The organism is Azospirillum sp. A23, assembly GCF_042938965.1.
Lineage (GTDB): Bacteria > Pseudomonadota > Alphaproteobacteria > Azospirillales > Azospirillaceae > Azospirillum > Azospirillum melinis.
The window spans coordinates 1,678,140-1,693,794 of sequence record NZ_CP170666.1 but is presented as its reverse complement, the minus strand read 5'-3'; the positions used below and the strand labels follow the sequence as shown (position 1 = coordinate 1,693,794).

Genomic DNA, 15,655 nt, shown 5'->3' with positions numbered 1-15,655 from the left:
CGGGTCTGGCGCCCCTTCGTCCTGAACCAACGAGGAGGCTCGACAGCCGATGTGCGGAGTGAGTGGCGAGATTCGTTTCAAAACCGGCGAGGCGGCGAGCACGGCCGCCGTCCAGGCCATGTGCGACCGTCTGGCGCCGCGCGGGCCGGACGGCCATGGCCTGTTCGCCCATGGGTGCGTCGCCTTCGGCCATCGCCGGCTGAAGATCATCGACCTCAGCGAGGCATCGCAGCAGCCGATGGTCGATTCCGCGCTCGGCCTCGCCATCGTCTTCAACGGCTGCATCTACAACCACCGGGAGCTGCGCGAGGAGCTGGCCGGGCTCGGCTACAGCTTCTTCTCCGACGGCGATACCGAGGTCTTGATCAAGGCCTATCACGCCTGGGGGCCGGATTTCGTCAAGCGCATGAACGGCATGTTCGCCTTCGCCATCCACGAGCGCGACAGCGGCCGGGTGGTGCTGGGCCGCGACCGGCTGGGCATCAAGCCGCTCTATCTGGCCGACATTCCCGGCGGCCTGCGCTTCGCTTCCTCCCTGCCGGCGCTCGTCGCTTCCGGCGGCATCGACACCGACGTCGATCCGGTGGCGCTGCACCATTACATGAGCTTCCACGCCGTCGTCCCGGCGCCCTACACCATCCTGAAGGGTGTGCGGAAGCTGCCGCCCGCCACCGTTCTGGTGGTGGAGCCGGACGGCACGCGGCGTGAGCACACCTACTGGTCGCTGACCTTCGGACCGCAGGCCGGCGACGAGGGCCGCGACTTCGCCGAGTGGCGCGAGCTGGTGCTGGAGACGCTGACCCGCGCGGTGCGCCGCCGGCTGGTCGCCGACGTGCCCGTCGGCGTGCTGCTGTCGGGCGGGCTGGACAGCTCGCTGATCACCGCCCTGCTGGCCGAGAACGGGCAGAGCGGGCTGAAGACCTTCTCCATCGGCTTCGAGACGGTGGGCGACGAGCGCGGCGACGAGTTCCAGTATTCCGACATCGTCGCCAGGCATTTCGGCACCGACCACCACCGCATCTTCGTCGACAGCGCCCGCGCCCTGCCGGAGCTGACCGACTGCGTCCGCGCCATGTCGGAGCCGATGGTCAGCCACGACAACATCGGCTTCTTCCTGCTGTCGCAGGAGGTGGCGAAGCAGGTGAAGGTGGTGCAGTCGGGCCAGGGCGCCGACGAGGTGTTCGGCGGCTATCACTGGTACCCGCCGCTGCTGGAGAGCCGAGACGCCGTCGGCGATTACGCCCGCGTCTTCTTCGACCGCGACCATGCTGAGATGGCAGAGGCGCTCGACCCCAGATTCATCGGCGAGGATCATTCCCGCCGCTGGCTGGAGCAGCGCTTCGCCATGCCGGGCGCCGAGCGGCCGGTGGACAAGGCGCTGCGGCTCGACACCACGGTGATGCTGGTCGACGATCCGGTGAAGCGCGTCGACAACATGACGATGGCCGCCGGGCTGGAAGCGCGCGTGCCCTTCCTCGACCATGAGCTGGTGGAGCTGGCCGCCCGCATCCCGGCGGAGATGAAGCTGCCCGACGGCGGCAAGTATGTGCTGAAGGAAGCGGCGCGGCGGGTGGTGCCGGCGGCGGTGATCGACCGGCCGAAGGGCTATTTCCCGGTGCCGGCGCTGAAATACCTGCGGGGTCCGTTCCTGGAGCGGGTGCGCGACGTGCTGAACGCCCCGGCGGCGCGCGAGCGCGGGCTGTTCCGCCGCGATTATCTCGACCGGCTGCTGGCCGATCCGGAACGCCACATCACGCCGCTCAGGGGATCGAAGCTGTGGCAGGTGGCCCTGCTGGAATTCTGGTTCCAGGAACAGGGCCTGTAAGCAGGCGACTCAAAACGACCGACGCTCCGCCGGCATATCCGGATGCGGGACCCTGGATCGGGGACCGATCCGCATCCCCGGATGTTGCCAATGCGTGGAGCCGCATCCGACGACCAGGGGGATCCCATGAGCTACGCCCGCGTGAAACCGCACCGGCTGGAACGCGCCGCCAGCGCCACCCTGCGCCACACCCGCCGCTACACCGGCCGGCCGCCGGCGGGGGAGACCGGGGCCGACGCGCCGCGTGCCGATGTGGTGGTCGATTGCGGCTGGGGGCGGCTGATCTTCGCCCACACCTTCGACGATCTCGACCGCATGATCGAGACTCTGCGGCAGGAGGCGCCGGGCACCCGCGACATCGTCTTCTATCTGCAGGACCCGCATGTCGCCCTGTCGCGCGCACCGCAGGAGCTGTTCCTCGACCCCTCCCACACCTTCCGCCTGTGGCTGACCGACTACCGGCCGTCGCGGCGCCGGCCGAAGGGCTACAGCGTCCGCCGGCTGCGCACGCGCGAGGATGCCGAGGGGGTGCAGCGCATCTATGCCCGGCGGCGGATGGTGCCGGTCTCCCCCTCCTTCCTGGTGGCGTCGCGCAACAGCCGGGTGCTGACCCATTTCGTCGCCTGCGACGATTCCACCGGCGAGATCATCGGCTCGGTGACGGCGGTGGACCATGCCCATGCCTATGGCGATCCGGAGAATGGCAGCTCGCTGTGGTGTCTGGCGGTCGATCCGCAGGCCTCCTTTCCGGGGATCGGCGAGACGCTGGTCCGCACGGTGGCGGAGCATGTGCAGGCGCGCGGCCGTGCCTTCCTCGATTTGTCAGTCCTGCACGACAACGAGAACGCCATCGCACTCTACGAGAAGCTGAACTTCCGCCGGATTCCGGCCTTCGCGCTGAAGACCAAGAACCCGATCAACGAGCGGCTGTTCACCGGCCCGCAGCCGGGCGAGCAGCTGAACCCCTATGCCACCATCATCGTCAACGAGGCGCGGCGGCGCGGCATCGGCGTCGATGTGCTGGATGCCGAGGCCGGCTATTTCTGCCTGACCTGGGGCGGGCGCAGCGTGGTGTGCCGGGAATCGCTGAGCGAACTGACCAGCGCCGTTGCCATGAGCCGCTGCGACGACAAGGCGGTGACGCGGCGCGTTCTGGAGCGGGCCAGCCTGAAGGTGCCGGCCCAGGCGGTGGCGGGGGAGCCGGACGAGAATGCCGCCTTCGTGGCGACGCATAGCCGCATCGTGGTCAAGCCGGCGCGCGGCGAGCAGGGCCGCGGCATCACGGTGGACGTGCGCGATGCCGAGACGATGGAGCGCGCCGTCGCGTCCGCCCGCCAGCATTGCGACACCGTGCTGCTGGAGCAGTTTTATGAGGGGCAGGATCTGCGGATCATCGTCATCGACAAGAAGGTGGTGGCCGCCGCGGTGCGCCGCCCGGCCGAGGTGACCGGCGACGGCAGCCACACGGTGCGCGAACTGATCGAGGCGCAGAGCCGCCGCCGCGCCGCCGCCACCGGCGGCGAAAGCCACATCCCGATGGACGCCGAGACCGACCGCTGCCTCGCCGCCGCCGGGAAGAGTTTGGACGACGTGCTGGCGGCGGGCGAGGTGCTGCCGGTGCGCAAGACGGCGAACCTGCACACCGGCGGCACCATCCACGACGTGACCGACAGCCTGCACCCGGAACTGGTGGAGGTGGCGACGGTCGCCGCCCGCGCGCTGGACATCCCGGTGGTGGGCTTCGATCTGCTGGTCGAGGCGCCGGACCGGCCGGGCCATGTCTTCATCGAGGCGAACGAGCGTCCGGGCCTCGCCAACCACGAACCGCAGCCGACGGCGGAACGCTTCGTCGATCTGCTGTTCCCGCAGACGCGGGGGGTGCTGTGAGGCCGGCACCCGCCGCGCCACCATCCTGAGGAGGACCATCAGACCATGGCCGTGCCGCTGCCCATCGACATGGGCTATGTCACCGACGTTCTCTACCGGCTGCTGACGACGCCGAGCCCGACCGGCTACACGGCTGACGTGGTGCGGCTGTGCTGCGCCGAGCTGGAGCGGATGGGCATCCCCTATGAGCTGACGCGGCGCGGCGCCATCCGGGCCGACCTGAAGGGGGTGCGCTCAACGCCCGACCGGGCGCTGGTCGCCCATGTCGACACGCTGGGCGCCCAGGTGAAGATGCTGAAGGACAATGGCCGGATGGAGCTGGTGCCCATCGGCCACTGGTCGTCGCGCTTCGCCGAGGGGGCGCGCTGCACCGTGCTGACCGACCGCGGCCCCTGGCGCGGCACCATCCTGCCGCTGAAGGCGTCGGGCCACACCTTCAACAAGGAGGTCGACAGCCAGCCGGTCACCTGGCAGCAGGTGGAACTGCGCGTCGACGCCCCGGTCGCCAACCGGCGCGATCTGGAGGAGCGCGGCTTCAACATCGGCGACATCGTGTCGATCGACCCGCAGCCGGAATTCCTTGAGAACGGCTACATCGTCTCGCGCCATCTCGACGACAAGGCAGGAGTGGCGGTGATGCTGGGCGCGGCGAAGGCGGTGGTCGATGCCGGGGCCGCCCTGCCAGTCGATTGCCACCTGCTGTTCACGATCTCCGAGGAGGTCGGGTCCGGCGCCTCGTCCATCCTGCATCAGGACGTGGCGGAGATGGTGACCATCGACAACGGCACCACCGCCCCCGGCCAGAACAGCAGCGAGTACGGCGTCACCATCGCCATGGCCGACAGCACCGGCCCCTTCGACATGGCGCTGACCCATTCGCTGATCGCGCTGTGCCAGGCGCAGAACATCCCGCACCAGCGCGACGTCTTCCGCTATTACCGCTGCGACAGCGCGTCGGCCATCGAGGCCGGCAACGACATCCGCACGGCGCTGGTCTGCTTCGGCATCGACGCCTCGCACGGCTACGAGCGCATCCACGCCGACGCGCTGGAAAGCCTGGTGCGGCTGCTGGTGCTGTACCTGCAAAGCCCGCCCCGGGATTGAGGGCGGGATTGAGGGGGCGGTATCGGCCTGTTAGACTGAACTCTCTCCAGAGAGGACGATATGGCGGGCGCCGAGGGACAAAACCATCTTCGCGCACCGGAAGTGCCGGATGAACTGCTTCGTCCAACTCGGAACGGCATTAAGTTTTTGGAATACAATAAACTTTTCGTCATCCCCGCGAAGGCGGGGATCCAGGAAACACCGCGATGCGGCGGCTGGAACCGCTGGATTCCCGCCTTCGCGGGAATGACGGCCGATTAAAGGTTCTGCTTCCAGTGGCTTAAAGGCCCATCAGATCTGTGCATCCGGTAGCTCCCGGGGGGAGAGGGGACTAATGAGCCAATCCCGCCCCACCGTCCCGCCGCACCTCTTCCAGCACGCGGCGCAGGTCGCCGGGGTGCAGCGGCTTGTGCAGGAAGGCGCAGCCGCGGCGCTGGCCTTCCAGCAGGGATTCGGGCGCGGTCTCGCCGGTCAGCACCACCGCCGGGATGTCGGTCTTGAACAGCTTGCGGACGCGGTCGATCACGTCGAAGCCGGACACCTTTCCGGGCAGGCGCAGGTCGGTCAGGATGGCGTCGGGCGGGCCCTCCAGCCCGTCGACCGCGGCGAACACCTCGCGCATGTTGGACGCCGAGACGAAGGCGCAGCCCCAGCTTTCCAGGGTCAGCAGCAGGCCGGACAGCACCATGCTGTCGTCGTCCACCACCAGGATGCGCATGCCGTCCAGCGGCACGGCGGCGGCACCCTGGCCGGCCTCAGCCACCGCGGCCGGGGCGTCGGCAGGCACCTCCTCCCCCTCCAGCCGCTCGACGGTGACGGCGAAGACCGAGCCGCGGCCGGAGCGCGACTGAACGTCGATGGGGGCGCTCAGCAGGACCGACAGGCGCCGGACGATGGCGAGGCCGAGGCCGAGGCCGCGGGTGGGGTCGCGCGCCGGGTTGGTCAGCTGGTGGAACTCGTCGAAGATGACGTCCAGCTTGTCCTGGGGAATCCCGAAGCCGGTGTCCCACACCTCGATGCGCCAGCGGCCGTCGCGCTTGCGCAGGCCGAGCAGGATGCCGCCGCGCTGGGTGTAGCGGATGGCGTTGGCCAGCAGGTTGCGGACGATGCGGCCGAGCAGGACCGGGTCGCTGCGGGTCACCGCCCGGCAGGGCAGATGGACGCGCAGGCGCAGCCCCTTCTCCTCGGCCTGCGGGCGGAATTCGTCGGCCAACGATTGCAGCAGCGCGTCGAGCGGCACCGCCTGCAGGTCGGCCTCGACCGTGCCGGCATCCAGCGTGGAGATGTCGAGCAGGGCGTTCAGCAGCTGCTCGCCGGCCGTCATCGCGTTGGCCAGCATGCCGGCGGTGCGCGACGCCCGGGCGTTGCCCTCCACCTGATTGGTCAGGGCGTCGAGGAACAGGCGCATCGCCTGGAAGGGCTGGCGCAGGTCGTGGCTGGCCGAGGCCAGGAAGCGGGAGCGCGCCGCGGTGGTGCGCGCCACCTCCGCCCGCATGGTCTCGGCCATCTGGGCGATGGCACCATCCAAGGTCGCCGTCGCCAGCACGCCGACCACCCGGCCATCGACCAGCAGCGGCGTCGCGCGCAGGCCGATCGGCGGTTCGCTGGGCAGGGTCAGCCGGACGCTGTCGGGGGGCGAGGCCGGACTGTCGACGGTTCCCTCGCGGTAGAGCGGGCGCAACGCCTCGGCCACCGCGGTCCAGCCGCCCGGCAGCAGGCTCGGCCCGCTTTCGTCACGGGCGGCGGCGCGCGGGCGGTTCAGCAGGGTCGCCAGCGACTCGTTGCAGCGTACGGCAGCCATCTCCGGCCCGCCGACCACCAGCATGGTCGGAACCGTCCCGGCCGCGCAGACGCGCCGGGCATTCTCGAGGCACTCGCGATACCGAAGATCGGTCGGGGACATGGGTGTGGCCGAAGTTCGGTGCATCGCGTCGGTGTCTCTTGCGTCGGTGTCTCTGGAGATCGGGGGCTCGTGGATAGGCTGGAGGCTGATCGCCATGGGCACCTGTCGGACCGTCGGACAGTTTCGTAAAGCCCGCAGAGAATAAACGGTCAAGCCGGCTTTCGAAATCAAACGATGGCCCTACTCCCTTCCTATGCGGAAGGTGCAGGACGCGGCAAACGGATAAGATGGTCCTCGACGAAGTATTTGCGCCGAAGAAGCGCCATCAGCCTGATCTTGAGGACATCCATCGTCTGTCCCTTTCCAACGAAATCGTCGGCTCCGGCGTTCAGGCTGATCATCAGCTGTTCCTCATCGTCCTGGCTGGTCAGGATGACGATTTGGAAGAACAGGCCGCGCTGGCGGCGGAACCTGTCGAATCTTTCGCAGAGCTGGGTGCCGCTGGTGCCCGGCATCACGAGATCCAGGATGACGCAGTCCAGCGCGCCGCCGGCCAGCGCCGCCACCGCCTCGTCGGCGTTGCGGGCGGCGGTGACGGTGCAGCCCTCCTGCTCCAGCTCGGCGCGCAGGAATTCGCGGTAGGTCGCGCTGTCGTCGACGATCAGGATGCGGGCGCGGCCGAAGATCTCCGGCGCCGTCGGCGGGGCGCTGCGCCGCTCGATCAGCGCGCAGGCGGTCTCCACCACCGCCTTGGGGTCGGAGGGGTCGCTCTCCCCCTGCCCGCGGCCGAGCACGATGACGGCGGCGTCGGTGCGGGCGCGCAGTTCGGCCAGGCCGGTCGGGCCGGCAAGCTCGCCCTCGACGATCAGCAGATCCTGCGGGGTGCCGGCGATCTCCGCCAGGGCAGGCTCGACGCTTTCGACGCAGACGGTCTCCACGCCGCGTTCCTCCAGCAGCAGCTTCAGCAGAAGCCCCTGCGTCTGGGAACCCATGACAACCAAGGTGCGGGGTCCGTTCATGACGCCATCATATTGTCTGAGGTCAATTGCAGCAGCCGTCCGGCCACCCGGTCGAGGGGCAGCTCCTCCACCGCACCGCCCAGCCGCACCGCGGTGCCGGGCATGCTGTGGATCACCGCCGTAGAGGCATGTTCGGCTATGGTGTAGGCGCCGGCCGTGTGCATGTCCACCAGCCCTCTTGCGCCGTCCTCGCCCATTCCGGTCAGCAGCACGCCGATGCCCGACGCGCCATAGGCGCGCGCCATCGACTGGAACAGCACCTCGCCGGACGGGCGCTGGCCGCAGACCATCGGGTCGGCCGTCAGGCGCAGCGTGGCGCCGTCCACCAGCAGATGCCGGTCGCCCGGCGCGACATAGACCGTGCCGGGCCGCGGGGTCAGCCCGGCCTCCCCCAGCCGCACCGGCAGGGCGGAGACGGTGCCGAGCCAGTTGGCGAAGCCGGCCATGAAGGGCGCGCCCATATGCTGGACCACGAAGACCGGCAACGGGAAGTCGGCCGGCAGATCGCGGAGGATCTTCGCCAGCGCCGCCGGCCCGCCGGTGGAGGCAACGAGCCCCACCGCGCGGAAGCGCCGGAGCCGGCCGTCGGCCGCCACCGCCTCATCCGGCAGCCTGTTGTCCGGCAGCCTGCTGTCCTGAGACGGCGCTTCGGGGGAAACTCCTGCGGACAGTCCGGAGCCGGGGCGCGCGCCGCGGGCGGTGATGCGGTGACGGATCACCTTCACCTGGCTCATGATGACCAGCTGGGTGCAGAGATGGTGCGCCACCGTCTGGTAGTCGGCGCGCGCCATGCTGCCCGGCTTCTCCACCACCGCCAGCGCGCCGGCCTGGAGCGCCCGCATCGGAATGTCGAGGTCGCGCACGTCCGACGCCACCACCACGATCGGCAGCGGGGTCTGCCGCATGATGCGGCTGGTCACCTCGAACCCGTCGATGCCCGGCAGGCGGATGTCGAGCGACACCACGTCGGGCGCCGTCCGTTCGATCATGCGCAGCGCCTGCTCGCCGCTGGACGCGATGCCCGCCACCTCCAGCCGCGGGTCGGCGCTGATGACGTGGCTCAGCAGCTGCTGGATGACCGGGCTGTCCTCGACCACCAGCACGCGGATGCGACGGGGTCCGGTGGTGAGGGGTCCGCCGTTCGTCTGGCCGCTCACAGCAGCCGCCGGATGCCGGCCAGAAGCTCGTTCTGGTCGAATCGCGTCTTGACGATATAGGCGTCGGCACCGAGCCGCAGGCCGCGCTCGCGGTCCTCGTCGCTGGCGCGCGAGGTGACGAGGATCACCGGGATCTCTTCCAGCCGCTTGTCCGCCTTCACCGCCTGCAACAGGGCGAAGCCGTCCATCCGGGGCATCTCGACGTCGCTGATGATCAGGCCAACCTCCATCCCTTCCGACAGGCGCTCCAGGGCCTCACGCCCGTCCACGCACAGCGTCACCCGATAACCATGGGCTTCGAGGATGCTCTTTTCCAGCGTGCGGGTGGTGATGCTGTCATCGACGACCAGGATATGCGCCCGGTCAGGGGTCGCCTCTTCGGCAGGGCGGGCCGGGGCCGGCAGGGTGCTGCCGGGCAGCGGCATCAGGCCCGGAATGTTCAGCACCAGCGCCGGTCCGCCATCGTCCATCAGCACGGTGCCGAGATAGCGGCCGCTGTCCAGCCCGGTCTCCTCCGCCGCCGTCACCACCGTCTCGCGCGTGGCGACGAAGCGGTCGACCGCCAGCGCCAGCCGCCGGTCCCCCGCCCGCACCACGACCAGCGACAGCCCACGATCGGCGGACGGCACCACCGGCGCCTCCATGCCCAAGAGGGCGGCCAGCGAGGTGACGGGGATTTCCTCCTCGCCGATGCGGGTCATCGGCGTGCCGGTGCCGGAGAACAGCGACTGGGCGCTGGCGGTGCGCAGGCGGACGACGTCGGCGGACGGGATCGCCAGGGTCTGGTCCTGCACCAGGACGAAGACGAGACGCTGGCTCAGCAGGCTGAGCGGCACCTCGATGGTGACCGCGGTGCCGCCGTCCGCGCGGTCGGCGATGGTCAAATTGCCCTGCAGCCGCTCCACCTCCCGCCGCGCGATGGCGAGCCCCATGCCGCGCCCGGCCAGCTCGGTGGTCTGGGCGGCGGTGGAGAAGCCGGGATGGAACAGGAACTCGGTCAGCCGCTCCTGCGGCATCTCCGCGCCGGCCGACAGGTCGGCGGCGTCGATCAGGCCGCGCTCTGCCGCCTTGCGCAGGATCGCCGCGCGGTCCAGCCCGCGGCCGTCATCCTCGATGCGCAGGCGCAGGCGCGCGCCCTCCACCGAGGCGGCGATGGTGACGCGCGCCGCCGGCCTCTTGCCCAGCGCCAGCCGCTCCGCCGGCGTCTCGATGCCGTGGCTGATGGCGTTGCGGGCGATGTGCAGGATCGGGTCCTTCAGCCGTTGCAGGACGGTGCGGTCGGCCTCGACCTCCAGCCCGCGGACATCGACCTCGACCTCCTTGCCTTCGGCCCGGCTGATGTCGCGGACCATGCGGCCGAGGCCGCTCAGCTGGTTCTCCGCCGGCAGCATGCGCAGCCGCCGCATGTCCTGCTGGAGACCGCCGCCCCAGCGCCGCATCGACCACAACAGCCGGTCGTGGCTGCGGTGCGCGCTGTCGAGCGCGCCGCCGAGCGCGCGGAAGCGGCGTTCGAAAGCCATCAATGCCGGCAGCGCGCCGCGCCCGTCCAACGCGCTGGGCAGCGCGTCGGCCAGCGTGTCGGCCCCGGCCCCCGCATCGGCCCGGACGCCGCGGCCGATCTGGAGGCGCAGATGCCGCCATGCACGGTCGAGCGCCCGCCATTCCCGGCGCATCGTGCGAAGCTGTTCGCCGAGGCCGGCCTGGGCCTCCACCTCCGGCAGAAGGGCGGACGCGGTTTCCGACAGGCGCTCCAGCCCCTGTGCCGCGATGCGGACCAGGGCGGCAGTGTCGGCGTCGGCGGCTCGGTCGCGCTGGGCCGGCGCCCGGCGGGCGGCGGCGCGGGCCGCGGCGGGAGACGGAGGCGGAACCGGCCCGCCGCTGCGGCCGGCGGCCAGCGTGTCGAGATCGGCCAGCACCCCGGCGGTCTCCACCGGGTCGCCGCCCTGGAGCGACCAGGCGACCAGATCCTCGATGGCGTCGAGCGAGCGGCGGACCACGCCGACGCTGGCGGGGTCGAGCGCAATCTCGCCCTTCTGCACGGCGATGAAGGCGGCCTCCAGCCGGTGGGAGATCGCCTCCACCTCCGGCAGGTCGACGGCACGGGCAGCGCCCTTCAGGCTGTGGGCGCGCCGGTGGATGTCGACGAGATCCGGCGCATCGCCCGTCGCCTCCGCATCGCGGAGCGCGTTGCGGATCGCGGCAAGGTGGTCCTTGTGCTCCAGGTCGAAGGCGGCGAGCAGGCGCTGGCGGATGTCCATCAGAGGCCTCGGCGGTGCAACGTCACACCCGGTAGTTCCGCACCGCCTCGACCAGACCCTGGCCGAGGTTGTTCAGGTTGGCGGCGGCGCCCTCCAGCTGGCGGGTGCCGGCCGCCGTCTGGCTGCTCGCCTCGCGGATGTTCTGGAGCGCCTGGATCACCTGCTCCAGACCGATCTGCTGCTGGTTGGTGCCGGCGACGATCTGCTGGAAGGCCAGCACACTTTCCTGGATGTTCTCCGCCATGGTGCGGATGGTCGACTGGGTGGCGTCGGTCTGGCGCTTGCCGGCGGCGACGCGCTTGACCGCCTCCTCCGTCAGCATCACCGACGCGTTGATGCCGTGCTGGATCTCCGACAGGTTGGAACGGACCTGGGCGGTCGCCTCCTTCGACTGGTCGGCCAAGCTCTTGATCTCGCCGGCGACGATGGAGAAGGTGCGGCCATGCTCGCCGGCCGCCGCCGCTTCGATGGCGGCGTTCAGCGCCAGCAGGTGGCAGCGCTCGGCGATGTCGTTCACCGTCACGATGATCTCGCCGATGGCCTGGGTGCGTTCGGACAGCATGACGATGTTCTCGGCCACCGCCTCGGCCTGTTCGCGGATGGCGTCCATCGCCTGGATGGTGTCGTCCACCGCCTTCATGCCGGAATGGCTGGAGGCCGCCACCGTCTGGGCGCCGTGGGAAACGTCCTGGGCGCGGCGGTTGATCTGGGCGCCGGACTCGGTGATCTCCGACAGGGTCGCCGTGGTCTGCTCGACCGCCGCCAGCTGTTCGGCGACGCTGGCCGACTGCTGCTGGGTCGAGGCGCGGATCTGAGCGGTGGCGGCGTGGACGCTCTCGGCCGTCTCGCGGGTGGTGCGGGCCATCGACTTCAGCCGGCCGGCCATTTCGTTCAGATGCTGGCCGAGGACGGCGAGTTCGTCCTTGCCGGCGATCACGATCTCCTGCGTCAGGTCGCCGTGGCCGACCTTGGTGACGAAGTCGATGGCGCGGCCGAGCCGCCGGGTGATGGAGCTGCCGATGGTGTAGGCCACCGCTACCGCGATCAGGAAGACGGCCACCAGCGCGATGACCGAGGACTGGATGGCGGAGTTGTAGATCGCCCGGATGTCGTCGCGGCCGGCGGCGGTCAGATGGTCGATGGCGGTCTGGGCGGCGTCGATGCGCTGCTCCATCACCTTGCGCAGCTCGTCCACCCGCTGGCGGCGCTGCAGCGCCTCGGTGACCTGGTTGCGCTCCAGCAGGGTGTAGATGGTCCGCGCCTCGTCGCCCACCGCGCCGATGGCGCGGTTCATCTCGGTCACCGAAGTGTCCAGCTCCACCCAGCCCTTGCGGCGGCTGTCGGTGACGCTGTTCTGCGAGCGTTCGGCGACCATCGAGCGCAGCTTGCCCAGCGTTTCGCGCAGCTTGAGCCCGGTCTGTTCATATTGGCTGCGCAGCGGCGCCATGATGGCCGGGATGTCGGCGGCCCGCCCTTCGGCATTGGCGACGGACACCGCGTTCAGCGCCGATTCGCGGGTGCTGCGCAGTTCCGCCTGATAGTTGCCGACCGACACCACCATGTCGGCGGCCTCGGTGTCGTAGCTGGACACCGCCATGATCACCGACAGCGCGTCGGAGAATCGCGACATCTGGTAGAGCGCCAGCAATGCGGTCAGGACACAGACGACGCCGAATCCCAGGACCAGCTTGTGTGCGACTTTCATGTTCATTCTTCCACTCCGGCCCCAGGCGGTTTTTTTAAGGTGGATCGGCTCTTCAGACGGATCGGGCGTTTTTCAGGTCTTCACGAGGTCGAGCAAGGCGGCCATGTCGAGGATCGCCATGCGGTCGGCGGTGATCGCCCGGACCAGTGGCCCGGCCTCCGCCGGGACGGAGGTCCGCGGCAATGCGATGTCGGCCACCCGCTCGACCTCGTGCAGGCGCAGGGCGGCCGGACGGCCGGTGCCGGTGCGCAGGACGATGGCGTAGCCGGGGGCATGGCCGGGCCGGTCGATCCCGGCGGCGGCATGCGTCCCGCTGCACAGGCCGTCGAGATCGAACAGGCGCATCACCTTGCCGGCGACGGCGATCACGCCGAGGACGGCGGGCGGCGCGCCCGGCACGCGGGCCAGCCGCGGCATCGGCACGATATGGCCGAGATGGCGCAGTTCCAGCCCATAGAGGGTCTCGGCGCCGCGGGCGACCAGCATCGGCGTGCCGGTGCCCGCCTCGTCGTCGCGCTGCGGGACTTCGGCCAGCTCCTGCGCCCGGCGGGCCAGCACGGCGTCGGCCCAGGGACCGCGGCCGGCGAAGGTCTCCTCCAGGTCGGCGCTGCGGTGCGCCACCTTGTCGCGCACCGCGTCCCAGTCGATGGAGGCCCGGACCGAGCCCCGGTTGGCGGCACGGTCGGGCGATGCGCTGTCGAGGGCCGCGATGAGCGGTGCGGCCCCGGTACCGGCAAGCGTCTCGTCCATCAGCCCTCCTCACCGGTCAGCCAGAGGTCCAGCATGCCGCGCAGTTCCTGCACGGTCAGGCCGCCGCCTTCCGTCACCGCCTCGCCGTCGGCGCGGTTCTCCAGCGCCTCGCGCGCATTGCGGAAATGGCGCTGGGCCGGGACCAGCCGGCCGCGCCGCCAATAGGCCAAGGCCAGATGATAGTCGGCCAGGACGAAGCGCGGATCGAGATAGAGCGCCCGCTTGAAGGCTGCCACCGGGTCGCCGACGCCCAGCTCCTCCTCCACCAGACCCAGCTGGTAGTGGGCGGCGGGGTCGAGCCGCTGCGCCTCGACCCGTGCCAGACAGGCTTCCAGCTGCGAGGAGCGCTCGCCGGTCTCGGCCGCATCCGGCGGAGCGGGCACACCGGACGAGGGAGAGGCGGACGGGGTGGAAACGGACTGGTGAGAGGCGGAAGAGCGGGATTGCGGGGCGGCATCGGCTGCGGATCGCGGCGCAGGCTTCGCCGGGGCTCTCGCGGCGCGGCGCGGCGCGGCGGCCAGGGTCAGCGCGGCCGCTGCCGGGCTCGGGGTGGCCTTGCGGCTGACCGCGGCGGTGGCCGGCGGTTCGGCCTGCTTGCGGTAGAGGGTGGCGCCGGGGACCGACACCGGGATGAACAGCTCGTTCATCTGCGGCCCGGCCTCGGCATGACCGACCACCAACCAGCCGCCGTCGGCCAGCGCCTTGTGCAGGTTGCCCAGCAGCCGGTGCCGCGTCGCCTCGTCGAAATAGATCATGACGTTGCGGCACAGGATGATGTCGAAATGCCCGATCCCGTGCGGATAGGAGGGAATCGCCCCATCCACGAGGTTGAAGGGCATGAAGGTCGTCCATTGCCGGTATTTCGGCTTCACCGACCACAGCCTGTCCTGGCGGTCGAAGCAGGCCTCCAGCGTGTCCGGCGACAGGCCGCGCACCGCCCAGTCGCCATAGGCGCCGCGCCGCGCCTGCTCCAGGAAGGCGTTGTTGATGTCGGTGCCGACGATGTGGACCTGCCAACCCTCCAGCTGGCTGGCGAAATGCTGCTTCAGCAGGATTTCGATGGTGTAGGCTTCCGGCCCGATGGAGCAGCCGGCGCTCCAGATCCGCAGCAGGCGGCTCGACTGGTTGCGGCGGATGCATTCGGGGATGGCGACGGCGCGGAGCGCGTCGAACTGCTCGATGTAGCGGAAGAAGAAGGTCTCCCCCACCGCCAGCTCGTTGATCAGTCCCTGATATTCCGCGCCGCCCGGCCCCTCCGCCTCCAGTGCGGCCAGATAGCCGGCGACGGTGGTGACGGTGCCGAAGGGCAGCCGGCGGTTGATCCGCTCGGCGAAGGCGGCGTCCTTGTCGGCGTAATAGGCAAGGCCGGTGGCATCGATCACCATCGCCTTCAGGCGCGGGAAATGCGGGTCGCGGCGGATCGCCTCGATGGTTGCGGCAGGGTTGGCCATCATGCGGCACCGTTTCCGACGGATGCCTCGTCGTTTGCCTCGGCAGGGACCTGCCACTGCGCCAGCCGGCGTTCCGCCGACGCACGGAAGGCGTCGAGCAGCCGGCCCTCCGCCTCGCTCAGCAGCCGGCTGGGGTCGAGCAGGGTCACGCTGCCGCCACGGCCGGTCACCCGGTCCGGAAAGGCGGCGGCGGCGCAGCCGTTGAAGCTCAGGGCCGGGTCGGATTGCGTGCGCTCCGCCGGCTCCACCAGCGTGTCGCCATGGACCTGATCGGCCAGCAGCGCTGCCGGCCGCCCCTGCCAGGTGATCAGGAGAAGCGGCGAATAGAGGCCGGGCGCCGCTGCCCCCGCCACGGAGTCGAACGGCACGAGATCGAGCAGGACATCCAGGCGCAGGACCGGCACCACCTCGCCCTGATAGCGGAAGACGCCCTCCACCGGCAGCGGCGCGGTCGGCAGCCGGTCCAGCCGCGGCAACGGCAAAAAGCGCCGCACGGCTTCCACCGGCAGCGCCAGGGCTTGCCCGGCAACCGAAAACACGACGCAACGGAATGGCGGCGGCATCGACGTGCCTTGGGAGGTACTGTGCGCAGAGAGTGGTGACATCCGTCCGTCGATGGTCTGGAATCCGACCGGGAACATGCCCGATCACAACAG

The 15,655-nt window shown here is 70.2% G+C and carries 12 protein-coding genes; 4 read left to right on the top strand and 8 right to left on the bottom strand.

The annotated features are described in order from the left end of the window. Positions 1-49: 49 nt before the first annotated feature. The 4 genes from ABNQ40_RS16410 to ABNQ40_RS16395 all read left to right on the top strand — a co-directional run bounded on the left by ABNQ40_RS16410 (position 50) and on the right by ABNQ40_RS16395 (position 5,077). Entirely contained in the window at positions 50-1,825 is a 1,776-nt protein-coding gene (locus tag ABNQ40_RS16410) for an N-acetylglutaminylglutamine amidotransferase (protein WP_109051474.1), read from the top strand. A gap of 126 nt (positions 1,826-1,951) precedes the next feature. Beyond that, positions 1,952-3,712 (top strand): N-acetylglutaminylglutamine synthetase, encoded by a 1,761-nt coding sequence (ngg, locus tag ABNQ40_RS16405; protein ID WP_391347261.1) that lies wholly within the window; start codon positions 1,952-1,954, stop codon positions 3,710-3,712. 45 nt (positions 3,713-3,757) lie between these two features. Next, entirely contained in the window at positions 3,758-4,816 is a 1,059-nt protein-coding gene (locus ABNQ40_RS16400; RefSeq protein ID WP_199235415.1) for an osmoprotectant NAGGN system M42 family peptidase, read from the top strand. A gap of 60 nt (positions 4,817-4,876) precedes the next feature. Next, positions 4,877-5,077, top strand: a complete 201-nt coding sequence (locus ABNQ40_RS16395; protein WP_146255518.1) for a hypothetical protein — start codon at positions 4,877-4,879, stop codon at positions 5,075-5,077. A gap of 70 nt (positions 5,078-5,147) precedes the next feature. Here ABNQ40_RS16395 and ABNQ40_RS16390 read toward each other — a convergent pair whose 3' ends face one another. From ABNQ40_RS16390 to ABNQ40_RS16355, 8 genes are all read right to left on the bottom strand, one after another. Further along, positions 5,148-6,719 (bottom strand): hybrid sensor histidine kinase/response regulator, encoded by a 1,572-nt coding sequence (locus tag ABNQ40_RS16390; RefSeq protein WP_247879983.1) that lies wholly within the window; start codon positions 6,717-6,719, stop codon positions 5,148-5,150. A 191-nt stretch (positions 6,720-6,910) separates the two neighbouring features. Beyond that, on the bottom strand, positions 6,911-7,651 hold the full coding sequence (locus tag ABNQ40_RS16385; RefSeq protein ID WP_247879984.1) for a response regulator: 741 nt from the start codon (positions 7,649-7,651) through the stop codon (positions 6,911-6,913). A gap of 23 nt (positions 7,652-7,674) precedes the next feature. Continuing rightward, positions 7,675-8,835, bottom strand: a complete 1,161-nt coding sequence (gene cheB, locus ABNQ40_RS16380) for a chemotaxis-specific protein-glutamate methyltransferase CheB (protein ID WP_247879985.1) — start codon at positions 8,833-8,835, stop codon at positions 7,675-7,677. After that, a complete protein-coding gene (locus tag ABNQ40_RS16375) occupies positions 8,832-11,093 on the bottom strand; it encodes a response regulator (RefSeq protein WP_109051477.1) in 2,262 nt (753 codons plus the stop codon). The genes cheB and ABNQ40_RS16375 overlap by 4 nt, the downstream gene beginning before the upstream one ends. A 22-nt stretch (positions 11,094-11,115) precedes the next feature. Continuing rightward, positions 11,116-12,798: a methyl-accepting chemotaxis protein gene (locus tag ABNQ40_RS16370; RefSeq protein WP_247879986.1), complete on the bottom strand. Its 1,683-nt coding sequence runs from the start codon at positions 12,796-12,798 to the stop codon at positions 11,116-11,118. 72 nt (positions 12,799-12,870) lie between these two features. After that, entirely contained in the window at positions 12,871-13,548 is a 678-nt protein-coding gene (locus tag ABNQ40_RS16365; RefSeq protein WP_109051479.1) for a chemotaxis protein CheW, read from the bottom strand. Continuing rightward, positions 13,548-15,002: a protein-glutamate O-methyltransferase CheR gene (locus ABNQ40_RS16360; RefSeq protein ID WP_109051480.1), complete on the bottom strand. Its 1,455-nt coding sequence runs from the start codon at positions 15,000-15,002 to the stop codon at positions 13,548-13,550. Before ABNQ40_RS16360 ends, ABNQ40_RS16365 begins: the two co-directional genes overlap by 1 nt. Beyond that, the gene (locus tag ABNQ40_RS16355) at positions 14,999-15,562 is read right to left on the bottom strand and encodes a chemotaxis protein CheW (protein ID WP_247879987.1); all 564 of its coding nucleotides are present in this window, start codon (positions 15,560-15,562) and stop codon (positions 14,999-15,001) included. The genes ABNQ40_RS16360 and ABNQ40_RS16355 overlap by 4 nt, the downstream gene beginning before the upstream one ends. Positions 15,563-15,655 lie beyond the last annotated feature (93 nt).